This is a genomic window from Algoriphagus oliviformis (assembly GCF_017254915.1).
Lineage (GTDB): Bacteria > Bacteroidota > Bacteroidia > Cytophagales > Cyclobacteriaceae > Algoriphagus > Algoriphagus oliviformis.
The window spans coordinates 199,196-224,701 of record NZ_JAFKCT010000010.1; the positions used below are offsets into that span (position 1 = coordinate 199,196).

28 protein-coding genes are annotated in these 25,506 nt (G+C 50.4%); 22 read left to right on the top strand and 6 right to left on the bottom strand.

From position 1 onward, the window contains the following. Positions 1–20 precede the first annotated feature (20 nt). The 4 genes from J0A68_RS19655 (at position 21) to J0A68_RS19670 (ending at position 2,265) form a co-directional block, all read left to right on the top strand. Complete coding sequence (locus J0A68_RS19655; RefSeq protein WP_206579955.1) at positions 21–542, top strand: gamma carbonic anhydrase family protein; 522 nt, start codon at positions 21–23, stop codon at positions 540–542. 113 nt (positions 543–655) lie between these two features. Then, the gene (locus J0A68_RS19660) at positions 656–862 is read left to right on the top strand and encodes a hypothetical protein (protein ID WP_206579956.1); all 207 of its coding nucleotides are present in this window, start codon (positions 656–658) and stop codon (positions 860–862) included. 9 nt (positions 863–871) lie between these two features. Further along, the gene (locus J0A68_RS19665) at positions 872–1,177 is read left to right on the top strand and encodes a hypothetical protein (RefSeq protein WP_206579957.1); all 306 of its coding nucleotides are present in this window, start codon (positions 872–874) and stop codon (positions 1,175–1,177) included. A 173-nt stretch (positions 1,178–1,350) separates the two neighbouring features. Beyond that, on the top strand, positions 1,351–2,265 hold the full coding sequence (locus tag J0A68_RS19670; protein ID WP_236025673.1) for a type 1 glutamine amidotransferase: 915 nt from the start codon (positions 1,351–1,353) through the stop codon (positions 2,263–2,265). 179 nt (positions 2,266–2,444) lie between these two features. Here the strand turns inward: J0A68_RS19670 and pyrE are convergent, their stop codons facing one another. Continuing rightward, a complete protein-coding gene (gene pyrE / locus J0A68_RS19675) occupies positions 2,445–3,092 on the bottom strand; it encodes an orotate phosphoribosyltransferase (RefSeq protein WP_236025674.1) in 648 nt (215 codons plus the stop codon). Between the two features lie 96 nt (positions 3,093–3,188). Here pyrE and J0A68_RS19680 point away from each other — a divergent pair, with 96 nt between their 5' ends. Beyond that, on the top strand, positions 3,189–3,866 hold the full coding sequence (locus J0A68_RS19680) for an NUDIX hydrolase (protein ID WP_206579958.1): 678 nt from the start codon (positions 3,189–3,191) through the stop codon (positions 3,864–3,866). Here the strand turns inward: J0A68_RS19680 and coaD are convergent. From coaD to J0A68_RS19700, 4 genes are read right to left on the bottom strand one after another with little or no spacing between them, the layout of a single operon-like run. Continuing rightward, the gene (gene coaD / locus J0A68_RS19685; RefSeq protein WP_206579959.1) at positions 3,863–4,321 is read right to left on the bottom strand and encodes a pantetheine-phosphate adenylyltransferase; all 459 of its coding nucleotides are present in this window, start codon (positions 4,319–4,321) and stop codon (positions 3,863–3,865) included. The genes J0A68_RS19680 and coaD overlap by 4 nt on opposite strands. A gap of 1 nt (position 4,322) precedes the next feature. Continuing rightward, the gene (locus J0A68_RS19690) at positions 4,323–5,141 is read right to left on the bottom strand and encodes a DUF3822 family protein (protein WP_206579960.1); all 819 of its coding nucleotides are present in this window, start codon (positions 5,139–5,141) and stop codon (positions 4,323–4,325) included. 12 nt (positions 5,142–5,153) lie between these two features. Further along, positions 5,154–5,741 (bottom strand): hypothetical protein, encoded by a 588-nt coding sequence (locus J0A68_RS19695; RefSeq protein WP_206579961.1) that lies wholly within the window; start codon positions 5,739–5,741, stop codon positions 5,154–5,156. A 50-nt stretch (positions 5,742–5,791) separates the two neighbouring features. Continuing rightward, positions 5,792–6,301, bottom strand: coding sequence for an NUDIX domain-containing protein (locus tag J0A68_RS19700; protein WP_206579962.1), 510 nt, complete (start codon positions 6,299–6,301; stop codon positions 5,792–5,794). A 14-nt stretch (positions 6,302–6,315) separates the two neighbouring features. On the opposite strand from J0A68_RS19700, the gene J0A68_RS19705 reads away from it, so the two are divergent. The 5 genes from J0A68_RS19705 to J0A68_RS19725 all read left to right on the top strand — a co-directional run bounded on the left by J0A68_RS19705 (position 6,316) and on the right by J0A68_RS19725 (position 11,070). Further along, a complete protein-coding gene (locus J0A68_RS19705) occupies positions 6,316–7,764 on the top strand; it encodes an ATP-dependent DNA helicase (protein WP_206579963.1) in 1,449 nt (482 codons plus the stop codon). Between the two features lie 154 nt (positions 7,765–7,918). Then, entirely contained in the window at positions 7,919–8,317 is a 399-nt protein-coding gene (locus J0A68_RS19710; protein ID WP_206579964.1) for a DUF1573 domain-containing protein, read from the top strand. A 74-nt stretch (positions 8,318–8,391) separates the two neighbouring features. Then, positions 8,392–8,541 carry a hypothetical protein gene (locus tag J0A68_RS19715; RefSeq protein ID WP_236025675.1) on the top strand — a complete coding sequence of 50 codons (150 nt, stop codon included), beginning with the start codon at positions 8,392–8,394 and terminating at the stop codon, positions 8,539–8,541. A gap of 53 nt (positions 8,542–8,594) precedes the next feature. After that, positions 8,595–10,340: an ABC transporter ATP-binding protein gene (locus J0A68_RS19720; RefSeq protein ID WP_206579965.1), complete on the top strand. Its 1,746-nt coding sequence runs from the start codon at positions 8,595–8,597 to the stop codon at positions 10,338–10,340. 112 nt (positions 10,341–10,452) lie between these two features. Then, the gene (locus J0A68_RS19725; RefSeq protein WP_206579966.1) at positions 10,453–11,070 is read left to right on the top strand and encodes an LbetaH domain-containing protein; all 618 of its coding nucleotides are present in this window, start codon (positions 10,453–10,455) and stop codon (positions 11,068–11,070) included. Here J0A68_RS19725 and J0A68_RS19730 read toward each other — a convergent pair. Further along, entirely contained in the window at positions 11,063–12,112 is a 1,050-nt protein-coding gene (locus J0A68_RS19730; RefSeq protein ID WP_206579967.1) for a sensor histidine kinase, read from the bottom strand. The genes J0A68_RS19725 and J0A68_RS19730 overlap by 8 nt on opposite strands. Before the next feature lie 357 nt (positions 12,113–12,469). Here J0A68_RS19730 and J0A68_RS19735 point away from each other — a divergent pair, with 357 nt between their 5' ends. From J0A68_RS19735 to J0A68_RS19790, 12 genes are all read left to right on the top strand, one after another. Next, positions 12,470–13,171 carry a LytR/AlgR family response regulator transcription factor gene (locus J0A68_RS19735; protein WP_206579968.1) on the top strand — a complete coding sequence of 234 codons (702 nt, stop codon included), beginning with the start codon at positions 12,470–12,472 and terminating at the stop codon, positions 13,169–13,171. 74 nt (positions 13,172–13,245) lie between these two features. After that, a complete protein-coding gene (locus tag J0A68_RS19740) occupies positions 13,246–13,659 on the top strand; it encodes a response regulator (protein ID WP_206579969.1) in 414 nt (137 codons plus the stop codon). A gap of 33 nt (positions 13,660–13,692) precedes the next feature. Then, complete coding sequence (locus J0A68_RS19745) at positions 13,693–14,667, top strand: metallophosphoesterase family protein (RefSeq protein WP_206579970.1); 975 nt, start codon at positions 13,693–13,695, stop codon at positions 14,665–14,667. A 142-nt stretch (positions 14,668–14,809) separates the two neighbouring features. Next, complete coding sequence (locus J0A68_RS19750) at positions 14,810–15,271, top strand: GbsR/MarR family transcriptional regulator (RefSeq protein ID WP_206579971.1); 462 nt, start codon at positions 14,810–14,812, stop codon at positions 15,269–15,271. A 72-nt stretch (positions 15,272–15,343) separates the two neighbouring features. After that, complete coding sequence (locus J0A68_RS19755) at positions 15,344–16,714, top strand: TolC family protein (protein WP_206579972.1); 1,371 nt, start codon at positions 15,344–15,346, stop codon at positions 16,712–16,714. Between the two features lie 108 nt (positions 16,715–16,822). Continuing rightward, positions 16,823–17,875 carry an efflux RND transporter periplasmic adaptor subunit gene (locus J0A68_RS19760; protein WP_206579973.1) on the top strand — a complete coding sequence of 351 codons (1,053 nt, stop codon included), beginning with the start codon at positions 16,823–16,825 and terminating at the stop codon, positions 17,873–17,875. 2 nt (positions 17,876–17,877) lie between these two features. Beyond that, positions 17,878–21,036: an efflux RND transporter permease subunit gene (locus J0A68_RS19765; protein ID WP_206579974.1), complete on the top strand. Its 3,159-nt coding sequence runs from the start codon at positions 17,878–17,880 to the stop codon at positions 21,034–21,036. A gap of 132 nt (positions 21,037–21,168) precedes the next feature. Next, positions 21,169–21,399, top strand: a complete 231-nt coding sequence (locus J0A68_RS19770; protein ID WP_206579975.1) for an acyl carrier protein — start codon at positions 21,169–21,171, stop codon at positions 21,397–21,399. A 461-nt stretch (positions 21,400–21,860) separates the two neighbouring features. Then, on the top strand, positions 21,861–22,241 hold the full coding sequence (locus tag J0A68_RS19775; RefSeq protein WP_206579976.1) for an endonuclease domain-containing protein: 381 nt from the start codon (positions 21,861–21,863) through the stop codon (positions 22,239–22,241). 732 nt (positions 22,242–22,973) lie between these two features. Beyond that, the gene (locus J0A68_RS19780) at positions 22,974–23,876 is read left to right on the top strand and encodes a DoxX-like family protein (RefSeq protein WP_206579977.1); all 903 of its coding nucleotides are present in this window, start codon (positions 22,974–22,976) and stop codon (positions 23,874–23,876) included. Next, a complete protein-coding gene (locus J0A68_RS19785; RefSeq protein WP_206579978.1) occupies positions 23,876–24,559 on the top strand; it encodes a DUF4166 domain-containing protein in 684 nt (227 codons plus the stop codon). The genes J0A68_RS19780 and J0A68_RS19785 overlap by 1 nt, the downstream gene beginning before the upstream one ends. Positions 24,560–24,733: 174 nt before the next feature. Further along, entirely contained in the window at positions 24,734–25,363 is a 630-nt protein-coding gene (locus tag J0A68_RS19790) for a hypothetical protein (RefSeq protein WP_206579979.1), read from the top strand. The last annotated feature ends 143 nt before the right edge of the window (positions 25,364–25,506 follow it).

Here is a 25,506-nt window from a genome sequence, read left to right on the forward strand (position 1 = left end):
AACCAAAAGCAAAGAATCGTATGGCATTGATCCTGAGGGTGAAAGGCAAAACTCCCGAGTTTGGCGAAAACAGTTGGCTGGCGCCCAATGCCACGGTGGTGGGGGATGTGGTCATGGGGAAAAACTGTACGGTGTGGTTCAATGCCGTCGTGAGGGGAGACGTCCATGAGATCCGAATCGGTGACGACACGAATATCCAAGACGGCGCAGTGATCCACTGTACCTACCAAAAGGCGCCTACCCATATCGGCAGCCAAGTCTCCATCGCCCACAACGCCATCGTCCACGGCTGCACCATCCATGACCGGGTGCTGATCGGAATGGGGGCCATCGTGATGGACGGAGCGGTGGTGCATTCCGACTCGGTGATCGCAGCGGGGGCGGTAGTCCTAGCTGGGACCGTGGTCGAGTCCAACACCATCTACGGCGGGATGCCTGCCAAGAAACTCAAGGATATCGGCCCGGAGATGCGGGAGGTTATTTTGAGGACTGCCAGAAACTACCCCATGTACGCGGAGTGGTTTACAGACTCTGAGGAGTAAGTCCTTGTCCACTAGTCCACTTTGGGGAAAGCTTTTACAATAAAAGAACACATTCCTTTTCTATTTTTTTGTTCTTTCCTACTTTTAGAATGCTGATTTTTTTTTTTTTTTTCATGAAACTACTTTTTCAATCTCTCAGCAACTGGGGAAATATCCTCTTGCTGTTCAGTCTCTTTTTGTTGTTCAATGCCCTCCTGGGTTCGTTTCTGTCCAAAGAGCATGCTTTAGACCTCATGTTTGCGTACTCCGCAGAGGATGCCTATGCCGCTCCGGGGCAGTTGAGCGCCGAGCAGCTTAGCGCCTACGAGTTTGGGATATAGGCGCTGGATATGCCTTACATGGGAGTTTATTGCCTACTTTTTTCCGGTCTTTTGCTGCGGGTCTGGAAGCACAAAAACCTGGTGCTGCTGCCTATTGCCATCGCTTTGATGGATTTGGTGGAAAATCTTTCCGTGCTGAAACTATTGGCGCTATATCCCACTCGTGACCCGGGACTGGCGATGGTCGCCTCGGTCTTTACCACGTCCAAATGGGTGCTGGTTGGGATCATGATCCCAGTGCTCATCGTTGGCCTGGTGTATCTGGCCATTCCCAAAAGGCGGGTGGCCTCCAAATCAGCCCAAGTCCGGGCTTGACGATTTCCTTATAGCCCCATCGGGATTTCTGGTTGCTTTTGCTAAAAAGTCTGGACGGCAGCGAGAGCGCGTTTGGACGGTAGTCCTATGTCTGTTTTCATCTTTTTTTTCAGCAAAAAGTCCACCCAGAGAGTAACCTCGCAGCCCCAGACTGGGTAAAAGGCTGAGAGAGGATGATGTTTTTTTGGAGCAAAGCAAGCGGAGAGGCATCCGGCGAATGCGTACCTTTGTTGGCAGGAAATAACCGTACTTGGACAGTGGGCAAAAAGAAAGTAAATCTGGCGATCTTGGATATGTATGACGGCGAGCCCAATCAGGGCATGCGCTGCATCCACGACATTTTGGCGAGGTTTTCCGAAGTGATCAGCTATCGGGAATTTGACGTCCGAGGAAAGGCAGAACTTCCGGATGTCAGAAACTTTGACGTTTTCATCTCCACCGGAGGCCCCGGGGATCCGCTGGAGGGAGATGGACATTGGGATCTGCTTTACAACGAGTTTCTGGACCAAATCTGGATTTGGAACCAAAACCACTCCCAAAAGAAACAGTTGCTGTTGATCTGCCACTCTTTCCAGATGGCGTGCAAGCACTTTGGGCTAGGCCAGATCACCAAAAGGAAATCGACTTCTTTTGGCGTCACCACCATCCACAAGACGGCAGAGGGAATGTCCGACCCGCTCTTTGCCGATCTGGACAATCCGTTTTGGGCGGTGGACTCCCGCGAGTACCAGGTGGTGCGGCCCGACAACAGGAAGTTTAAAGCCCTGGGGGCGAAATTGATCGCTATGGAAAAAATCCGAAACCATGTGGAATACGAGCGGGCGATCATGGGGATCCGTTTTTCGGATGAGATCGTAGGCACCCAGTTTCATCCGGAGGCCGACCCGGTGAGCTTCTTGGAGCACCTCAAAAAGCCCATGGTACGTGAGAAAATCATAGAGCTCAAGGGGAAGGCGCGGTTTCGGACCATGCTGGAAAACCTGGTGGATGAAAACAAGATCTACAAGACCAACGAGACCCTCATCCCGAATTTTCTTGAACAGGCCATCCGAAAGCTGAAAGTGGCCAATGCGCCCACTCTGACGTGACGAAATTGGCCAATTGCCAGGGAGAACCTCCAGCTCGGAAACGCAAAAAGCCGGATATCCGGCTTTTTGCTTTATGTTTTTCTGGTAGTAAGCCCGCTATAGTTTTGGCTATGCTGGATGATCTAGTGGGGAAGCTAGGCGGAAAATAGCCTGCCAGCCCAAGCTAGGCCGTCGGTTTTTTATTCTTTCATCCAGCTCCCCGGATCTTTTCTCCACTCAGCGAGTGAGTCCAGTGTCTCTGGGGAAATGTATTTTTTGGCTACTGCTCGCGGCAGCAGTGCATCGTAGTGGCTGAGGCAGACGAGCTTGATCCCGGCGTTGCTGAAGTTTTCGGCGGCGATGTTGAAGCCATAGCTGAAGATGGCCACCATTCCCAACACCTCAAATCCGGCCTTTTTCAGGTCTTCGGCGGCCTTCAGGGAGCTGCCGCCAGTGGACACCAGATCCTCTACGACCACGACTTTTTGTCCTGGGACGACCTGGCCCTCGATCATGTTTTCCATGCCGTGTCCCTTTGGCTTAGACCTGACGTAGATGAAGGGCAGTCCGAGCTCATTGGCGATGAGGGCGCCCTGGGGGATGCCCGCTGTGGCCACGCCGGCGATGGCTTCCACATTTTGGAAATAGTGCTGTATGCTCTCGACCAAGCAGTCCCGGATGAGGTTTCTCACCGGAGGAAAGGACAGAGAAAGCCTGTTGTCACAGTAGATCGGGGATTTCCAGCCCGAAGCCCAAGTGAAGGGTTTGGTGGGCTGGAGGCGTATGGCCTGGATTTCCAGGAGTTTGTCGGCGACTTCGGCCGCAATGCTTGGGTCTAAGATTTCCATGGTTTCAAAATTAGTAGAATCATTTGCCCGAAGATTGTACTGGCTGATTTTTTTATGCATTTTTGGCCAGAACACCATTATTGTTGGATTTCTATCATGAAGATCTTTGTCAATGACAAGCCGGTGGAGGTACTGGGCTATGAAGAGCTCGATCCGGCCAAATCTTTTGACCATACTTTTTCCAATCTCGAGGAGTTGCCCACGGATATCCACTGGGAGGAGGATCTGCTTTTCCACGAGCCCACCCATGACATGATCATCCGCTTGCTGTATCTGCTCAGAAGCCGGAAGATGAAGGAGCTGGACTCAATCACCTTGGTGACCAAAGACAAAAAGGCGCTGAAGGATTTTATCAAAAGCCGGTTTATGATCATCAAGGCTGCGGGCGGCGTGGTGTCCAAAAAGGAAAAAGTGCTGATGATCTTCCGACTTGGAAAATGGGATTTTCCCAAAGGGAAATTTGACAAAGGGGAGACCCCTGAGGAGTGTGCCAAACGAGAAGTCGAGGAGGAGACCAATGTCAAGGTGAAGATGGGGCCCCACATCTGCAATACCTGGCATACCTACACCCAAAACCGCAAGAGCATCCTGAAAAAGACCTACTGGTATGCCATGGACTCGGTCAACGACTCCGCGATGAAGCCCCAGTCGGAAGAAGGCATAGAGGAGATCATCTGGCTATCGGAGGCTGACGCCAAGACGGCGCTGATCAACTCCTATCCCTCGATGAGGTACATGTTTAAGCAATACCTCAAAAACCACGTAAAGTCTTAAATCGGATAGGGCAGAAATTCGCTCACGTTGCCGCCGTAGCGGTGTACTTCGCGAATCACCGTGGAGCTGATGGCCGCAAACTGCGGGGAGGTGATCAAAAAGACCGTTTCCAGCTCCTGGTTGAGGTAGCGGTTCATCTGGCTGATCGTGTTTTCGTATTCGAAATCGGTCGTGTTTCGTAGCCCCCTGATCAAAAATTGGGCATTGTAGCTCTTGGCCAGCGTGGAGGTCAGCTCATTGTACACCACGACTTTTACCCGGCTTTCCCCCTCATACACGCCCTCTATCTTGGACACCATGAGGTCAATGTCAAAATAGCGGTTTTTCTTGCTGGAGTTGTATCCTATACCGATGATCACTTCGTCGAAAAGATTCAGGCTCCGAAGCACGATGTCATGGTGCCCCATGGTATAAGGGTCGAAGGATCCGGGAAATATGGCGGTCTTTTTTGTCATGCTATTCGTATTGCCAATAGGATTCCAGTACGTTTTCGGACTTGAGGTGCTTGAATCCGTGGGAATAATTTTGGTTGGAATGCGGATTGACCAGCCTGAAGTTTTGGAAATATTCCTTGCCCCAAGCCTCGCTGATGCCGCTTTTTTCCGTGGCCCCGAAAAGACTGACCCGCACGTGGTTTCGCTCGTAGCCCAGCTGCTCGATCGCGATGAGCACATACTTGAGAATATCCTCTGGGCCTGCTATCTCGAAGAAATTGAAAATGCCGAGATCCTGGTCGGTAAAGGCTGCCAGGTAGATGTGGCTCCCAAAGTAGTTGACCAGTATTTCCTGCCCGATGAGGTTGAAGCGCTCTTTGAACAGATAGGAAAGAAAGGAGCAGCAGCCGTGGTAAAGGGTGACTTCCGAAAATCGGGCGTCAAGGTCTTTTCTCAGCTTGGCCGAGATGAAGCCGACCACCTGCAGGTTGTTGCTGTCTAGGGGAGTGGAGAAAAAGTGGGCCTCGGTGGGCAGCTCTTTGGCAAATTGCAGGTATTCCCGCTCTTGGCCAGGCTGAAAAAGTACACCGGGGACAAGGCTGAATCCCGCCTGGTGGAAGTAGAACTTTGCCGGCACGTCATTTCTCAGCAGGGGATCGGAGCCGAAAAGCCCCTCCAGCTGGGACAGGTCAAAGTTCTGATAATGGTGGACGCCGATATTTGCCTGGTTTTTGTCTTTGGCAAAGATGAACAGCGAATGGGGGTAAAGAAAAAGTGATAAGCCCGCTGTGTCTTCCACATCAAACTTATCACTTTTATAAACCTTAAGATTGTTTTCCAAAATCCAAAGGGATTATTTCCAGTTACCTTCCGTGGAAGCGTCGGTTCTGGATCCAACTCTCAAGGCCTTCTCGTTGTTGTTTAGTCTTCTTGCTGGGTTGACCGGAGCTGGGTCACGGATCTCAAACACGTTTACAGTGTAAGCACCTTCATTTTTCTCAATCTTGCTCGCGAAGAATTCAAATTGCTTTCCGCCGGTGCCAGGCACTACAGGAAGCAGTTCCAGGTTGAAATCAGGGTACTTTCTTTCATTAAAAAGGGAATCCATCACGCCTACAGAACCCAAAGTGTCGAATTGCACGGTGATCTCTTCAGCACCATAGTCCAGCAATTTGGTGGTCTCAGTTCTCTGGACGATCCAGATCGTACCGCCTTGGATGAAGGTCTTCAATGAATCCCAAGTGCCTGCATAACTCCCATTAGACGCTTGATAAGCCAGTTGGGCATCACGAAGCATTTCAAGCTTTTCGATGGTAGCGGCTTCGAGCAGGGCGATTCTTTTTTCCTCTTCCACTACGTCGTCCACGCCTTTCCAAAGGAGGTAGCCGAGAAACGCAGCAATTGCAAAGAATACTAATGAGAGAACTTTTGTAAGATTCATTTTGATAGAGATTTAGAAATCTGGTTAAGGTTGAAGGTTTTTTAAACGTGCTATTTTATAGAATTATTTCCAAAATTAAAATATCCCCTCCACAATCCCAGCTCAGAAAGGGATTTAATTCCCCAAAAGATCTGATGGAGCGAATCGTTAGGAATGGCGCTTATTTCATCGATGGATTTCCAGGATATTTCCTGTAGAATCTGGTTTTCTCCCGAAAGCTCGGGGTCATTTCCCAATTTTGCACTGCCGCTTATCCTTTTTACCTCAAAAAAATGCTCCATGGCATGAAGGGGCGCGTCAAAGTACTCGTGGACGAAGAGATAGGCGCCGATCTCCACTTCCAGATTGGTCTCCTCCTGGAATTCCCGGCGGAGGTTTTCCGTCGCGCTGCTGCCAAAGTGCATGCCCCCGCCCGGCACTGACCAGAGGATGCGTCCGTTTCCCATGCGGTGCTTGACCATGAGCAGTCGCTCGTCTTCGATGAGGATTCCGTTGACCCGGGTGCGGAGCTGATTGCCGAATTTTGCTTCGATTTCCTTGCTGATATTGTCTTCTGACATCTACATTCGTCTCTATGGGAAAAGATATCCAGGCAGAAAAACGGCCCTCTAGACTGCTAAGTAAGTATTTTCCGTTTGCTCCGACTTCTGGACAGGCTGTTTTTTTTGGGAGGATGGATGATTTTTTGCTGAAAAACCCGGACACCAAACCCGTCTTTATCCTCAAAGGGTACGCGGGTACGGGCAAAACGTCGCTGGTCTCCGCCTTGGTCAAAGTACTTCCCCAGCTGGAGATGCGATCGCTGCTTTTGGCGCCCACTGGCCGGGCGGCCAAGGTCATGAGCAACTATTCGGGACGTGGGGCCTACACCATCCACAAAATCATCTACAAGCCCAAGGGGGATCCGGGTACGCTCGGGGGTACTTTTACCCTGCAGAAGAACTATTACAAAGACACCGTCTTCATCGTGGACGAGTCCTCAATGCTGGCCGATGATGGGGGCATGTCTGGCAATCTGCTCTGGGATCTGATCCAATACGTCTTTTCGGGCAAGGACAATCGTCTCCTGCTCATCGGAGACACTGCCCAGCTTCCGCCCGTCGGCAGCGAGTACAGTCCTGCCCTGGATGGAGGCTACCTGCTGAGGCACTACCGGCTGGAGGCTGACCAGATCGAGCTATCGGAGGTCATGCGCCAGCGACTGGAGTCGGGGATACTTTTCAACGCCACGGAGCTGCGTGACCAGCTCTCCCTGCCCGAACCGAAGGTCAGGATACAGACCAATGCCTTCAAGGACGTGTTTAAGATGACTTCGGAGAGGCTGGAGGACGGCCTTCGGTACGTCTATGATAAGTACGGCACCGAAAACTCCATCATTGTGACCCGCTCCAACAAATCGGCCGTGCAGTACAACCTATATATTAGGAGAGTCATCCATTTCTACGAAGACGAGATGAGCACGGGCGACCTGCTCATGATCGTGAAAAACAACTACACCTACATGGCGGACTCGGAGAAGGTCAATTTCCTGGCCAACGGCGACATGGTGGAGGTGATGAAGATCCGCAGTTTCGAGGAGATGTACGGATTGAGGTTTGCCACATTGGAGCTGCGGCTGCTGGACTATCCCGAGGAGCCGTATTTTGAGGCAAAAGTCCTTTTGGACACGCTGTATTCCCCTAGCCCCTCCCTGTCGAGGGAGCAATACAGAAGCCTCTACGACCAGGTGTCTGAGGACTATGCTGACGTGGCCAACAAAACCGAGCGCCAGGAGCTGATCCGAAAAGACCCGTATCTCAACGCCCTACAGGTGAAGTTTGCCTATGCGCTGACTTGCCACAAGGCCCAAGGAGGGCAGTGGCGGGCGGTGTTTGTGGACCAGGGTTTTCTCAATGAAGACCAGGTGGATAGGGACTTCATCCGCTGGCTTTACACTGCCGTCACCCGGGCCACGGACGAGCTGTTTTTGGTGAATTTCTCCCCTACGTTTTTTGTGAAAGCGCCTGAAAACAAGCCCGAGTAAGGGACTGGCTGACTGTCTTGTTCGGTTTTTTTAACAATGCAGGGCAGCCGTCTGGCATGTTTTTTTCATTCTGTCCGGCGCAAACATTGGGAAAGTGTTTTCTTGATGCTTCGCGAAAAAATCGAAATATTTGAAATTCAATTCTGATACGACCATGAAAAAACTAGGAATTCTATTCAGCCTGTTTGCTTTTGCATTGGTATTCCAGGCAGCTGCCCAAGAGCAGGCATCGGGAGCCGTCATCTCATTCAAGGAGAAATCCGTGGACTTTGGGGACATCGTGCAGGGAGCAAAGGTGGAGCATACCTTTGTGCTCACCAACTCAGGGACAGCGCCCTTGGTGATTTCCAACGTCGCCGCCACCTGTGGATGCACCGTGCCTAGCTGGCCAAAGGAGCCCGTAGCACCAGGCAAATCTGCGGAGATCAAGGTTTCCTTCAACTCTACCGGCAAGATGGGCAAGCAAAACTCCGTGGTGCGGATCTACTCCAACGCCTCTGAGCCTATCGAAAAAGTATCCCTGATCTCAAACGTGCTTCCCAAAACAAACTGATAGCTGAAGCACTGAAAAACCCAAGCCTGTCCTAATTTTGACAGGCTTTTTTTTGCCCGAGATCCCACGACCACATGGAAATATTTCTGCAGACCGACACCTGGATTGCCCTGCTTACCCTTCCGTTTTTGGAGATCTTACTCGGGGTGGAAAACACCATCTTCATCTCCATTGTCTCCAGCAAACCGGTGGAGCTGCGGCCAAGGATTAAAGAAGAAGAATGAAATTGAACCCCGGAAGAGATTCCGGGGTTTCCTGTTTTAGTTTTTAAGCAACAATGGCAAGACCTAAAGAGCGACGGGTTACGATCCGACAAGTATTTACCACCATCATTTGGCCAAGGAGAAAACATCTGTTTTTGGGACTTTTCCTGATCGTCATCAGCAGATTGGCCAGCCTGGTTCTGCCGGGAGCGAGCAAGTATCTGGTGGATGATGTGATACCGAGCAATGACCTGAATATGCTCAAATGGCTCATTTTGGCTGTGGTCGCCGCCATCGTAGTGCAGTCCCTGACCTCCTACGCACTCACCCAAATCCTCAGCGTGGAAGCCCAACACCTGATCGCCAAGCTGCGCTCCCAGGTGCAAAAACACATCATCAAGCTGCCTATCCGCTACTTTGACAATGCCAAGACCGGAGAGCTGGTCTCCCGCATCATGACCGACGTGGAGGGGGTGCGCAACCTGGTGGGAACCGGTTTTGCCCAGATGGTCGGCGGGATACTCACGGCGGTGATTTCCCTGGTTCTTCTGATCTCGATCAGCCCCATGATGACGCTCTATGTATTGCTTCCGGTGGTAATATTTGGATTGGTTTCGCTGAAAGCCTTTGGCAGGATCCGTCCGATATTTCGTGAGCGGGGCAAGATCAATGCCCAAGTGACGGGAAGACTGACGGAGACCCTGGGCGGTATCAGGGTGATCAAAGGCTTCAACGCCGAAAACCAGGAGATCAAGACCTTCGAAAAAGGCGTGGACGAGCTGTTTCAAAATGTAAAAGCCAGTCTCACGGCGACCAGTTTTGTGACTTCTGCGGGTGCGCTGCTCTTGGGACTGGCCTCAGCGGGGATCATGGGAATAGGTGGCTACATGATCATGGAAGGGCAGATGACCTTCGGGGACTTTCTGGCTTTCACACTCTACTTGGGCTTCATGATCGCACCCATCGTGCAGATGTCCAATATCGGTAGCCAGCTGACAGAGGCCTTCGCCGGCCTGGATCGCACCGAGGAGATCATGAATACCCCGCTGGAAGCTGACGACCGCACCCGTACCGTGGCGCTGGGAAGCATAGCTGGTAACGTCGAGTTTCGCGGCGTGTCCTTTGCCTATGAGGCAGGCAAGGATGTGGTCAAGGAGGTGAGTTTCATAGCTCCTGCTGGTTCGGTCACAGCACTGGTGGGGACCTCCGGCTCTGGCAAAACCACCATCGCGGGTCTGGCCGCCACTTTCCTCAATCCCGACTCCGGGCAGATTCTGTTGGATGGAAGCGATCTTCAGACGGTGACTTTGGAGTCATTCCGCTCCCAGCTGGGGGTGGTGCTTCAGGACGACTTTTTGTTTGAGGGCACGATCCGGGAGAATATCCTTTTCCCTAGGCCGGAGGCCAGCGAAGAGCAGCTGCAGAGCGCGGCTCGTGCGGCACACGTGCACGAATTTACAGACCGGTTTGAAAAGGGCTTGGACACGCTGATCGGGGAAAGGGGAGTGAAGCTCTCTGGAGGACAGCGGCAGCGCATTGCCATTGCCAGGGCGATTTTGGCGGATCCCCGGATCCTGATCTTGGACGAGGCGACTTCCAACTTGGATACGGAGTCCGAGGCCTTGATCCAGGCGAGTCTCAAAGATCTGATGAAGGGTAGGACGACCTTTGTCATCGCCCACCGACTCAGTACGATACGGCAGGCAGACCAGATTCTGGTGATCGAGCAGGGCAGGATCGTGGAGCGTGGACAGCACGAAGACCTGATTGCATTGCAGGGGAGGTACTATCAGCTCTATACCTACCAGGCTAGAATCTAGACAGGTTTTGCGATCACCGACCGCAGAAAGAAAAATTTCGGCAAAATGTCACTTTTTAATTTGCTGATTCTTATTTTTTCAAAGGATTGGTCGAACCGCATCCAGCAAAGTCATGAAGCTAATCATAGCCGGAGCTACAAAACTTGGAGAATACCTAGCGAGCAACTTCTCGCAGTTTGGCTTGCGCTACGAGCTGCTTGGTTTTGTGGATGACCGGCCCAAGCTTCGCGGGAAAAAGTTTGCAGGCCTGCCGGTGCTCGGGAATTGCGACAGCGTGATGGAGATCGACAAGGCAGCCCTCATCCTGGCAGTGGATAGCCCGAGCGAAAAGATGGACATCGTCCGAAGGCTTCTCTACCATCCCTCGCTAAACTACCCCAACCTCTTTTCAAAAAATGCCTGGGTGTCCCGGGACTGTATTTTCGGCAAGGGCAATCTGATCCTCGAGGGAAGCCTGATCAATTTTGGTACCCAGATCGGCAACTTCAATACCATCGACCAAAACTGCTCCATCGGCCACGAGGCAGTCATCAGCAACTACAGCTACTTAGGCCAGGCTGTCAATGTGGGGGGCTACAGTTTTTTGGAAGACTCGGAGAGGATAGGAAGCGACGTGGTCATCTCCCAGGGGGTCAGGATCGGGCGCGATACCGAGATCGGGGCTGGGGCTCAGATCGAGGGCGACGTGCCCACCGAATCGCGGATCAAAACCAAGCCCAAGGCTACTTGACCGGAAAGGACACGTAGAATTCCGAGCCGATCCCCAGGCTGCTGGTAAACCAGATTTCGCCCTGAAGTTTTTTGGTGAGCTCCTTCACGATGTTGAGCCCCAGGCCGGTTCCCTTGATGTTTCCCACATTCTTTGCCCGGTAAAAAGATCCGAAGACTTGCTCATGCTCTTCCTTGGGGATGCCCAAACCGTAGTCTTTGACGGTCACCTCGAAATAGGAGCCTCGGAGATGCAGGTAGACCTCGGGGTCCAAAGCGCCCTCGGAGTACTTCAAGGCGTTGAGGATCAGGTTTCTGAAGATGTGTGTGAGGAGACTGGGGTCCGTCATCACGGTGGTGTCCCCGTCCGCCATCGTGAATTTCACGGTTCTTCTTTCGAAGCTTTCCCGATTGATCGTGTCGACGAGGTCTTCGACAAATTTTCCGATCCGAATTCTTTTCAGGGAGACCTTCATCTCCGTCTGGATGCTTTTTTCCAAAAGCAAAACATCGCTGGTGATGTCCGTCAGCCGGTTGGTCTGGGCTACGATCTTCTCTACGTGGTTGATGATTTTGGCTTTGATCTCCGGGCCGAAATCCTTCTGCAGCAGCATCTCTATCAGCAGCGCGCTGCTCAGGATGGTGGCCAGTGGGGTGCGAAACTCATGGGAAGCCATCGACACAAAGCGGGATTTGAGCTGGTTGAGCTCCTTTTCCTTGAAGGCCGTGTCTTTGAACTTTTTGAGGGAGTTTTCCCGCTCGGTTACATTCCGGCCGATGGCGATGATTGCCTGTACGCTGCCGGTAGGTGTGTATTGTGGCTTAAACTCAAACTCGATCAGCAGCCGCTTTTTCGTCTTGGGCGTGGTCACGGGGATCACCATCTTCTGGTTGGGCTTCATCAGCGGCAGCGAGGGGAAGTTGTCCAGCACTTGGTTGATCTTTTTTCCCATAGACTTGGCCACGGGGATTTCCAGGATTTTTTCCATGGATTGGGAGACAAACTCCACCTCCATACCGGCGTTGGTGAGCAGAAGTATATCCTCAGACTGATCGATGATCATCTGGAGGACTTCATCTTCCGAGAATCCGGAAGGAAATCGCGGGGAAGGAGATTCGTGGTCTGAAAAGTTCAATATACTCGGTAGCAACGTAGAATATAGCCAATAAATCCTGATAATCCGAGCCCGGCTCGGCCCCCTTGCCTAGTCTTCAAAAAAGGAGCCTTGGCCCTTTGCGGCAGGCTTCTCCGGCGTGGGGAAAGTGTCAGTCTGGAGTCATCGCAAAATTAGGTTCTCCGAAGGGTTTGGTCAAGCTTACGGGTATTCCGTACGTTTACAATTTGACGCATATCCAACAAATTGCGTTTGACCTGTCATTGACACACAGGAAATTAAGTCGATGTTTCCTAAATTGAAAACATGAAAAAAATCCTGATCGTCGAAGACGAGGCCGAGTTGGCCAACAACATCAGCGAAATCCTGTCCAATCTCGAATACCACGTCGCCGGCATTGTGGACAATGCAGCCAGCGCACTGAGGTTTTTGGAGGACAATGAGGTGGATCTGGTGCTGATGGACATCTTGATCCACGGCGATCTGGACGGCATCGATTTGGCCTACAAGATTCGGGAAAAATACAGCCTTCCGATCGTGTTTAGCACCGCTTACTCGGGGACGGAATATCTGGAGCGGATCTCCTCGGACATCCACGAAGGCTATCTGCTGAAGCCTTTTACCTTGGACAGCCTGAAAACCGCGGTGTTTTTTGGGCTAAAGCGGCACGGGGAGAAATCCAGCCGGGAGGCCAAGCCAAAAGGGTCGCTCAAGATCATGGACAAAGGCTACCTCGTACCGGTGCCGCACACGGAGATCGTGTACCTGCAGGCCGACGGACTCTACACCCGGGTGTTTACCAAGGCCAAATCCTACCTGGTCAGGGACATTCTCAAGGGGTTTGAGGAAAAACTTCCGGCGGAGCAGTTTCTGCGGGTGCACAAGTCCTACTTGGTCAATGTCAGCTTCATTGTCTCTTTCAATGCAAAAAAAATCAACCTGGGAGATACCAGTATTCCGATTCGGAGGGGACTATACCGAGAACTGATGGACAAAATGAACGTATAGATTTCGCCGGCCCGACGGTCGGATCCACCCAAAAAGAGTTCACAACATTCGAATCGTATTTTTAAAGAGTAGGCATGAAAAGATTTAAAGTTTTGATGATCGAGGACAACCCCGGCGATGTGCTGCTGACATCGGAGGCGCTGGAGGAAAGCAAGTATGTCATCGACATCGAAGTCGTCCACAACGGGAAGGAAGGCGTGGATTTTCTGTTTCAAAGGGAAAAATACGAGAAGAGCGCCCGTCCGGACCTGGTGCTCCTCGACATCAACCTGCCGCTGAAGACCGGGCACGAAGTGCTGCAGGAAATCAAGGCCAATGCCGACACCCGCGACATTCCGGTGATCATGCTGACGACCTCCTCCACCCAAGACGATATCCTGACCAGCTATCAGGAGCAGGCGAGCTGCTACATCGTCAAGCCTTCCGAGGCCGACCAATACTATGATTTCATCAAGGTCTTTGACCGATTTTGCAGTACCTTGGAGTGAGTTTCAGCTTTCTCCAACCCCGATTATCCGAAAATGCCCGCTTTTTCAAGAAGAGACTTTCTCAAAACCAGCTCCGTATCCCTTCTCAGCCTGGCTATTCCCGAGTCCACACTCCGTTTTTTCCAAAGTAGGGAACTGGCCAAAATCGGTCTGATCACTGACTTGCACGTCGATATCATCCATGACGGAGCCGATCGGCTCGAGGCTTTTCTGGAAAAAATGGCGGATGAAAATCCCCAAGCACTCATCCAAATGGGAGACTTTGCCATCCCCAAAAAAGAAAACCTTTCCCTGATCCAACGCTTCAATCAGGCTCATCCCCACGCCTTCCATATCCTTGGCAACCATGACATGGATGGAGGCTATTCCCGGGAAGAGGTCGTCAAGGCCTTTGGGATGCAGTCCAGGTACTATGCCGCTGATCTTGGAGCCATCCAACTTCTGGTGCTGGATGGCAATGATACGGGGTCGCCCACGAGCAAGGGCGGCTATCCTTCGTATATCGGGCCGGAGCAGCAGACCTGGCTCATCGAGCAGCTGGAGCAAGCGGGCAAGCCGGTGCTGATCGCGTCCCACCAGCCTATCGCCGGCATCTATACGATCGACAATCCCACAGAGATACAGGAGATCCTGAGCCGCTTTTCCTCCAAAATCCTCCTCGCAATCAACGGCCACGCCCACGTGGATCAGCACATCCGGGTAGGGGGAGTCAACTACCTGCACCTCAACTCCGCGTCTTACTACTGGGTGGGGGAGAAGCTGGCGCATCAGAGCCTGTCCGCAGAGCTTCACCAGGAGTACCCCTCCCTGCAGTTTACCTGTCCCTATGACGCATCGCTCTTTGCCATGCTGACTATCGATCCAGTGCTCGGAGAGCTGCGCGTGAGTGGGCAGAAGAGCAGCTGGATAGGGCCTTCACCCTTGGAGCTGGGATATGCCATCCTGAGTGAAGAGGAGCAGAAACGCTATCTAAATCCCCAAATCAGCGATCGAAGCATCAAGGCCTAGCGGCGCTTTGATGGATATATTCGCGTGTTTTTCTGCAAAGCGATCTGGAAAAATGGGGAGGAAAAATATTTGGTTCTTTTTTTTGTGAACCAACCGAACCAAATTATATTTGTGGCGTTAGTAATGCAAAACCTATCAATACATGCTAAGTGAAAAACAGAAAGAGTTGATCGAGCGGATCGGGGTCTTTCACGAGCACAAAGGGATGCAGCCGCTGGTCGGGAGGATCATCGGCCTGTTGCTGGTCCACAGCAACGCAGAGGCGACTTTTGAGGAAATCGTGGAGGAACTGAGTGTAAGCAAGAGTGCGGTAAGCAATGCCCTGACCTTTTTGCAGGCAAAAGAGCGGATCACCTACCATACCAAGCCCGGTGACCGAAAGCGCTACTTTTCGCTGAGGATGAAAAACTGGAGCGAAGAGCTGGAAAAGGAAATGCTGGAAATCACCAAGATGAAGATATTCATTGACGATGTGATCAAGGAAAGAGAAGGCTCCAGTTGCGCGGAATTTAAAAAGTGCCTGGTGGACTTTTCGGATTTCCTCGAGTTTTTCAAAAGCGAAATCCCTTCGATCTTCAAAAAATTCAGAAGCCAAAAAGCCTAAAAAAATTTGGTTTTTAAGTTCTTTAAAAACAGAACCAACTATTAGTATCAAAATAAACTACCAATAAAGACAATGTTTCGAAAAAGCCTGATTTATGCGTTCACCCTACTGATCCCAGGGGTGTTGTCAGCACAAAATTCCGTTCCGGAATTGTCCTTCCCGGAGCCCTTGACCTTGAAGGAGACCATCCAGATCGGTTTGGAAAACAACCGAAACTATCAGAAGGCGCTCATGGACGAGGACAAAGCCAAGTACCAGCGAAACGAGATCAGGGGCGCCGGTCTTCCCCAGATTTCCGCCTATGGTGACTACAACAATTTCATCGACGTCTATCCCCAGGCCATCCCCGGTGGAGGTTTCTTCGGGGGAAGTCCGGAGGATATCAACGTGATTGCCTTTGGGGTGCCCCAAACGCTAAAGGCGGGGTTTCAGCTCAACCAGTTGATCTACAGCAACTCCTACCTCATCGGGTTGAAAGCCGCGAAGACAGGGGAGGAGTTTTACCGACTGCTCGCTGAGCAATCCGAGGAGGACGTGATCCACGAGATCTCGATGAGCTATCTGGGCGTCCTTCAGCTTGAATTGCAGAGGGAAAACCTGCTGGCCACCATAGGAGAGCTGGAAGGCTTGGAGAAAATACTCCAAGCCCAGTACGAGAACGACCTGGCGCGCAAGGTGGACCTGAACCGGGTGAAGGTAAACCTGACCTCCGTGAAAGCGGAATTGGAAAACCTGGATATAGCGATTTTCCAAAGCGAGGGATATCTGAAGCTCGTGATGGGGATTCCCGTGGACACCGAGATCGCTTTGGACTCCAAGATCACCGACATGAACCACATGGTGAATGAGTTCCAGATCGCCGAGCTGGATGTCAACAATAGAAAGGACCTGCAGGTACTGGGCGTACAGGAAAAACTCTACGAATACGAGTACAAAAACATCAAGGCCGAGCACATGCCCCAGCTGGTGGGTTTTGCCGACTTCAACAAAAGCGCCTTCTCCCAGGAGTTTGACTTTGTAAACACCAACCACGCCTGGTATCAGGGATTCCTGGTGGGCCTGAAACTGGAGATTCCCATCTTCAACGGCGGACAGACCAAATACAAAGCAGCCCAATCCAAAGTGACTGCCCAACAGCTGCAACTGGACAAGCTCCAGGCTACGGACGCGGCGGAGCTGGAGTATCAAAATGCGCTCAAGAAGTACTACAACTCCCTGAGCACGCTCCGATCCCTGGAGAGCAACCTTACCCTGGCCAATGATGTGCTGAGCGAAACCGAATTGCTTTACAAGGAGTCGCTGAGCCCGCTCACCGACCTCTTGGCTGCGGAAGCCAGCGAAAGACAGGCACAGGCCAACTACAACAACCAGATCATCCAGGTGCGTCTCGCACAGCTGGAGATCCTCAAATCCACTGGTACCATCAAAAACCTCATCCAATAACGCCAACACCTACCTGTCATGAAATCAAGCATAGCGGAAATCCCCTCAAACGCGCTGTTTCATCAACTATGCGAGATTCCATGTGGCCTTAAAAAACAATCATAACACATGAAAAAGTTAATTATCATCGGATTTTTGCTCATCGGCGTCGGCGCAGTAGCCTACACGCTGTACAACAACAAGAACGAACTTGATGAAGCCGCTACCCTGGCCATGAAGTCCAGCGAGTACATCTCCGTGACAGTGGAGAAAGTGGCCGAGAAAAGCGTAAACCGAAACTTTGAAGCCAACGGGGTTTTCGAACCCTCCCAGGAGCTGAAGCTCATGTCGGAGACTTCCGGCGCGATCGTCAAGATCAACAAGCGCAAGGGGGACTATGTGAAAAAAGGCGACGTGATCGTCCAGGTGGACGACCGCCTGATCCGCTCGGACTACACCATCGCCCAGCTCAACCTGGAGCAGGCCGCCAAGGATGTGAAGCGCTATGAAAACCTCGCCAACACCGACGCGATCACCAAAAAGCAGCTGGAGGACAACCAGAAGGCCTACAACATCGCCGAGGCGCAGTTTTCGGCTTTGAAAAAGAGACTGGACGATACCCAGATCAAAGCGCCCATCTCCGGCTACATCAATGAAGAGTACTACGAAATGGGAGCCCTCGTGAGCCCAGGGATGGCGATTGCCGACCTGATCAATACTTCCCAGCTGAAGCTCGCCGTCCACGTGACCGAAAACGAGATCTCCAAGGTGAAGCTGGGCGATCCGCTTTCTGTGCGTGTCAACGCGATCAAAGGGGAGACTTTCACCGGCAAGGTGGACTTTATCTCCAAAAAGGCCGACGGCTCTTTCAAGTACGAAGTGATCGTCCTGATGACCGGGGCTAACCTGGACAAGATCAACCCGGGAATGTTTGGCACCGCCAGCTTCCAGTTTGCGCAGGAAGGCAACGTGCTTCAGATCAGCAGAAAAGCCATCGTAGGCAGCCTCAAGGATCCGGGCGTGTATGTGATCCAGGACGGCAAAGCCGTGTACAAGCCGGTAAAAATCAACCCGCTCACCGAAGGCTCCATCGAGGTGCTGGACGGACTGAGCGCCAACGATGAGGTCATCGTCTCCGGCCTGATCAATGTGAAAGAAGGTACTCCAGTCAAAGTACAGTAACCATGCAGATTACCAAACTATCCATACAGCGGTCGTCGCTCGTCGTCGTCCTCTTTACCGTGTTGACTTTGCTGGGGATTTTCTCCTATACCCAGCTGTCCTACGAGCTGCTTCCCAAGATGGAAACCAACATCGTCACCATCTCGACGATCTATCCCGGCGCGGCTCCTTCCGAGGTGGAAACCTCGGTCACCAAGAAAATCGAAGATGCCATCGCGTCCCTGGAGGGCATCAAGTCCATGAACTCTATCTCCCAAGAGAGCATCTCCATCATCACGCTGGAGCTCGAGACGGGCATAGACGTGGACATCTCCCTACAGGACGCCCAGCGAAAGATCAATGCGATCCTAGGCGACTTGCCCGAGGGCGTGGATCCTCCGAGCTTGGGCAAGTTTGACCTGGACGACATGCCTATCATGCAGATGGCCGTGTACTCCAATCTGGACCCGGCGGCATTCTATGACCTGATCAAAAACAAGATCCAGCCTTCCCTCGCCCAGATCAACGGGGTAGCCCAGGTAAACATGCTGGGGGGTACCGAGCGCGAAATCAAGGTAAACCTGGATCGCAACAAGCTGGAGGCCTATGGGATTTCTCCCCTGATGGTGATGCAAAAGATCAATACCTCCAACTTGGACTTTCCTACGGGCCGTCTCAAAAACAACGAGGGACAGGTCTTGATCCGATTGGCGGGGAAATTCACCGCCGTGGACGAGCTGAAAGAGCTCGTGATCGCCTACCGTCAGGATGAGTCGCCCATACAGCTCAAGGAGATCGCCGAAGTGGTCGATACCTTCAAGGACGAGGATATCCTCACCCGGCTAAACAACAACGATGCGATCGGTCTGACCATCCAAAAGCAGTCTGACGCCAATGCCGTGGAGCTTTCCGAAATCATCCACCACGAGCTGGAGCAGCTGGAGAGTTCCTATACTGCGGACGGGCTTTCCTTTGAAGTGTCACAGGACAGCTCGGAGTTTACTTTGGAAGCGGCCAATGACGTGATCAAGGACTTGGTCATCGCCATTGTGCTGGTGGCGCTGATCATGCTCCTTTTCCTGCACAGTATCCGAAATGCCGTGATCGTCATGGTGGCGGTGCCTGCTTCCATCATCGCGACCTTTACGGTCATGATGCTGATGGGCTTCACGCTCAATCTGATGTCCCTCCTGGCACTTTCCCTGGTGGTGGGTATTCTGGTGGATGACGCCATTGTGGTCATCGAAAACATCTACCGACACCTGGAGATGGGCAAGTCCATCGCCCAGGCTTCCTATGACGGGATTCGCGAGATCGGGGCGACGGTAGTTTCCATTACCCTGGTGATCATCGTGGTGTTTGTGCCTCTGGCGATGACCAGCGGCTTGATCTCCGGGATCATTCGCCAGTTCAGTATCACGGTGGCGGTAGCGACCTTGTTTTCCCTGTTGGTTGCATTTACGCTGATTCCTCTGCTGACTTCCCGATTCTCCAAGCTGGAACACCTGAACAAGAACTCCTTCTTTGGCAGGCTGGTCTATGGCTTTGAGCGGGGATTGGACGCTTTTGTGGATTGGTTGATCGATATCCTGAAGTGGGGCTTTGCGCACAAGTTTGCCATGCTTGCGATCACTTTCGTGCTCTTCATCGGTTCCTTCTTCCTCGTCGGAGGAGGCTGGATCGGCTCTGAGTTTGTGTCCCAGGGGGATAGAGGTGAGTTTCAGATCCGTATGGAGCTGCCCAAGGACGCCACCCTGGAGCAGACCAACTTCAAGACCCAGGAGGTGGAGTCTTACCTGAGGACTTTGCCTGAGGTGACCGAAGTGTTCACCACCGTAGGCCGCTCCAGCGGGCAGTTTACCGGATCACAGGCTTCGCCCTTCACCGCGGAGATTGCCGTGAAGCTGGTGGACAAAAAGCACCGTACCCAGACTGGGCCTGAGTTTGCTCGGGATGTGGAAAACTACCTGGAGGAAAACGTCCCCGGCGCAGAGTACACCTCCGTGCCGATCTCCATCATGGGTACTGCGGCCGATGCGCCTATCCAGGTCATCGTGTCCGGTCCAGATCGGGATTCCGTGGCGGTCACCGCCCAAAAAATCGAAGCGATACTGGCCGGAATCCGAGGCACCAGAAAGATCGAAAGCTCCCTCGAGGCCGGCAACCCCGAAATCCGCGTGGAAGTGGACCGCTTCAAGATGAACGAGCTGGGACTTTCCATGGACCAAGTCGGGGGTACCCTGCAGGTGGCTTTCAACGGAAACGACGACTCCAAGTACTCTGACGGGGACTACGAATATGACATCCAGATCCGACTCAACGAGTTTGATCGACGGGAGATCTCCGACGTGGAAAGCATCACCTTCCTCAACAACAAGGGCCAGCTCGTGAAGCTTGCCCAGTTTGCCGATGTGGTGCAGTCCGAGGGACCGACCAAGCTCGAGAGACGTGACCGTGTGGGCTCGGTGAAGATCACCTCCCAGGTGGCGGGCGTGCCTTCCGGGACGGTCGGCGCGCAGCTGACTGCCCAGATCAACGAGCTCCAGCTTCCTCCCCAGGTGCAGATCAACTACGACGGAGACATGAAAAACCAGAGCGAGGGCTTCGGTAGTTTGGGTATTGCACTCATCGCGTCCATACTCCTGATCTACCTGATCATGGTGGCGCTGTACGATTCCTACGTCTATCCCCTGGTGGTGATGTTCTCCCTGCCGATGGCTTTGATCGGTTCCTTGCTTGCTTTGGCACTGACCAAGAGCACGCTGAGCATCTTCTCCATCATGGGTCTGATCATGCTGATGGGCTTGGTGGCGAAAAACGCCATCCTGCTCGTGGACTTTACCAACCAGCTGAAAGAAGCTGGGGTAGAGGTGAAGAAGGCCTTGGAGAAAGCGGTGAAGATCCGATTCCGTCCCATCCTCATGACCACCTTGGCGATGGTGATCGGTATGCTTCCGATTGCCTTGGCGGGCGGTGCCGGTGCGGAGTGGAAAAACGGCCTGGCTTGGGTCATCATCGGGGGCTTGATGTCCTCCATGTTCCTGACCTTGGTCGTGGTGCCGGTGATCTACTACCTCTTTGACCGCTTCCTGGCGAAAATCGGCAAAGCCGAGAAAAAAGAAATCCCATTGGACGATACGCCGGTGGAAGAGTTTGAATCTGAGGCCGCAGCTTACGTCTGATCCGGATTGGTTGATGAATAGGACTAAGCGGGGTCGGTTTCCCTCTGGGATTTCGACCCCGGCCTTACTTCTCTGGAAATGAGCTGGCCAAAAGCCGAAAAAAATAAAACCAACTACTTAATCTGAACTGGTATGAGAGGAGTCAATATTGCCAAAAAGCTGTACAAAGTGTTCGAGTCCTACGGGATCAATCTGAACGGACGACAGGGCAACCTGCACCTGAAAAACGACCTGCACATGGATGAGGTCTTCATCAACGGGCTGATTTTTGAGCTCGAATACGTGTCCCAAAAGAACCTCGAAAAGGACTTTGGAGACCTGGAGCTTCGTCCAGCCCGTCTGATCGCCGAGTTTGTTTCTTGATAGGAGACTAGCCAACGTTGTCTTATTGCCCCGCCCGGATTGGTTCGCCAGTCTGGGCTTTTTTGTGTCTAGTATCAAGTATCTAGTATTGAGTATCAAGTAGCAAGACGTTAGAATCAAGACGCAAGAGCGAAGAATCAAGAAGGCCGATATTGGCAAGTACCCATAGAGAAGTCCAAGGTTTGTCTTTTGGGATTGGAGTTCCTATTGCCGCCATTCCCCCTTGTCAAGGGGGCTAGGGGGATTCGACTACTGAATATCGAATGGAGGAATTGATTTTTGAAACAAATCCCCCCGCCCCCCTTTGGGAAAGGGGGAGTCGGGAAGCGTCGAAAGTATGGAAAGCGAAATGCCTATAGAGAGAGTCGAAGTTTTAAGCTTGAGGATCGAAGGTCCTATTGAGCCAATTCCCCCTTTTCAAGGGGGCTAGGGGGATTCTGGAAAATTGCCTAGATTACTACATGTATTTTTTGCCCTACAACCGCTCACTGAGGGACTTTTCAAGGGAACTCAGAAACCATTCTATGCTATCCGAAATCTTGCTTTGGCAAAAATTGCGCGCCGGATCCTTTCGGGGTTATTCCTTCAATCGGCAAAAGCCACTAGGGAATTACATCGTTGATTTCTATTGCAAAAAACTGAACCTGGTAATCGAGGTGGATGGAGACTCCCATTTTTATGATGAGGTATTTCTCAATGACGTGATGAGACAGGATGCCTTGGAAAAAATGGGCTTGTATTTTTTGAGGTTTTCCGATATCGAGGTCAAAAAGCAGATGAACTCGGTGCTTGCGCAGATCGGATTTTACATAGACGATTGGGAAGCATTGCATTTGAAATAAATCCCCCCAACCCCCTTTGGAAAAGGGGGAGTCTGGAAACGCCCAAAGGCAACCAGACAAAGTTCCAATAGCAGCCATCATACACAACCTTTTGAAGATGGAGTTACCTTTTGAGGCAATTCCCCCTTTCGAAGGGGACTAGGGGGATTCGACTACTGAATCTCGAATGGAGGTCGTACCCAACTGGTTGGGGTCAGAGGGTAAAAAGTTTGGGTCGGAGGGTAAAAGATCTACCCGATTCCGATGTGGTTTAAGGGCGTAGCCCCGCCATCTTCGTGGGAAATACGCCCATAAGAGTCAAATAGGGGCGTAGCCTTGACATAGACTGTGGCAAAATGCAGCCTAGGAAGGATCACAGCGCTACGCTCCTTCGTGGAATCTCCGAGGAACTCCGCTACGAAGAACCAAGGGCTACGCCACTGAATCCTAGCCCAGCTGGAAGAGGTCAAAGGAAAAATAATCTTGTCTGACCTAAAAAACAGAGTCTCATTTCCAAGAAGTCTGATATCTTTAGGACAGTGCAGTTGCCTGCTGCTATTTCCGCCCAAATCTGGGACAGGAAATAGGAATCAGATACCGCCTTAAAAATGGAATCCGTCCCAAGCCGGGATCAACCCAACCCCGAAACTACTTGAAAAATATCCGCAATGCGGGATATATCCCAATACCGAAATATCCCGCAATAGTTGCGGGTATAAACTTGTTGTAGGGCATTTAAAAGACAACCAACATTTGAAGAGAAAACCACTATATATTGAAACCAAAATAGAATGCGACTTAGACGACTTGTGGACAAAAACGCAAGAACCGTCATTGCATCAGGAATGGGATTTAAGGTTTTCCGAAATATCATACTTACCAAAAAAAAACCCGACTGACCCACAAGAGTTTCTGTACTCAACAAAAATTGGATTAGGAATTAAGGTAAACGGAATCGGAGAAAGTGTTGCAACCAAAACCAAAGACAGTGGGGAAAGCACATCGGTTTTAAAATTTTCATCAGACAGCAAAATTTCAATAATTAAACAAGGTTCAGGATATTGGAAATATGTTCCAGAGCCAGGTGGAATAAAATTCTTTACAGGTTATGACTATAAAACACGTTGGGGGCTTCTTGGAAACCTAATTGACAAATTAATTTTCAGACCATTAATGATTTGGGCAACGGCTTGGAGTTTTGATTGCTTGAAAAATTGGATTGAAAAAGGACTTCACCCAAAACAAGCGATAACCGCTCAATTATCAGTTTTGCTAGTACATTTAGTACTAGGAATCGTTTGGATTTATCAGGGACTAATTCCAAAAGTACTTTTTACAGACACGGGGGAAATTGAAATATTAAGACAATCAGGATTGTTTAATGGAAAGGAAGAAAAAATTTTGACCATCATAGGCGTTGCTGAAATTGCTTTTGGAGTTTCATTGATTTTCATTCAGAGAAAAGCCCTTCAGTATTTAAATATATTAGGATTGTGTCTTCTCACAGTTGGAGCAATTTTTAGCGACTTTATGATTTTCACACTTCCATTTAATCCATTTGCCCTAAACATATCAATGATAGCTCTTTCTGTAATAGCAATTTTAAATTTCAGCTATTTGCCAAAGGCTTCTAATTGCATTACAAAACAGAAATAATGAAATCAATTTACCAACAAGTTTTAGGTTCAGACTTTGACAGACTTCATCCACAGATTCAAAAGCGATTTGGCTTTAACAGCAATGACAAAATTGCCTCGGTTGGAAAAGGAGTTATGCAAAGTGTTTGGTATGGAAAACCATATACGTTGCCATTTCTGTACATTGGGACATGGAGAAACATTATGTTCCCGCAGAAAGGAAAAGACATTCCTTTTTCAATTGAGAACTACGCTTACAAAGACAAATTTGGGAGAGAAACCGTTACTTGGGTTCGTAAATACCAATTTCCAAAGCGTATTCGCAGATTTGACGCAACAATGATTTACAGTGAGAAAAGAAAACGGATTGTGGACTATTTGGGAACACATCAACATCTTGCGGTTGACATTGAAATGACTGTCGCTGAAAACGGTGGAATTAAACTTCGTTCAGGAGAGCAAAGATTTTATGAAGGATTTTTAGGCTTTAAATTTCCAATGCTATTTTCAGGAGAAGCGAATGTTTGTGAGTGGTTTGACGATAAAGAGCAAAAGTTTAAAATCTCAGTTGTTGTGAGTAACAAAACTTGGGGGAAATTATTCGGCTATGAAGGAACATTTGAAACTGAATATAAACCAATAAATTCAATTGCAGACATTCCAAAAGACGTTATGCCACTAAGAGAAGAAATAAGAGAATAAAATAAAAACGCCCTACAACAATGCATATAAAAAATAGGCGAAATAGTAGTAAAATCAAGGCTTTCCGCTCGTATCATACTTTGTACTCAACCGAAAGTATAGTGCTTCGAAATCGCCTACTTTTCATATGCTAACCGTTATGTGTAAGCTTAAAGACCAACAACACGACAAGAAATGAGTGCAGAAATTTTAAACCAAACACCGACATCGGGAGACTATCCAGAAAAACATTTTGGACAGACTTTCAATTCTCGACTTTGGGTAAAGTTTATGGACAACAATTTTCAAGAATGGGTTGGTTGTTTTCCTCGACCTTACCAATCCTTCGACAAAGTATTAACTGACAATGCCAATGATACAGCTTTTATTGTGGCAGGCGGGCAAGGTTATTTAATCGACATTTCGACAAGAGAGTTGTTACACGAAATGGACGACATTCCTGTTCTTGAAAGCGTAATTCACACGACAAATCCTGAATACTTTTTAGTCGGTGCTTGTTATTGCATTTACATTTTTGACAACAGAAAGCTAATCAAACGTTACGACCCAGACTTTACTGTGGACGGAATATATTTCACAGAACAGAAAGACCAAAAAGCAATCGGACATTTATACTCATACGAATATCAACAAGACTTAAATGTTGGTTTTTCGTTTGACCTTGTGACTAATGAAATGACAATAGACAAGAATGTGAAAATTAGACAACTTGGACCTTTTGAATTTGTAACGGTGACAGAAAAGGAAGTAAAAGAAAACGAAAGCTTTTTTACTAAAATATTAAGACGACTAACAGGCAAATGAGAAGAAAGCCTACACATAACAACTAGGTTTTCGTTGCGTCCGCAGGACGAACAATGAAACCGATGTTGCACGGAACCGGGGAGGTTCCTATGGGGATTGAGTCGGGATTTTTGGAGCCGTTTGAGTAGGCTGTTCAGGTCAAA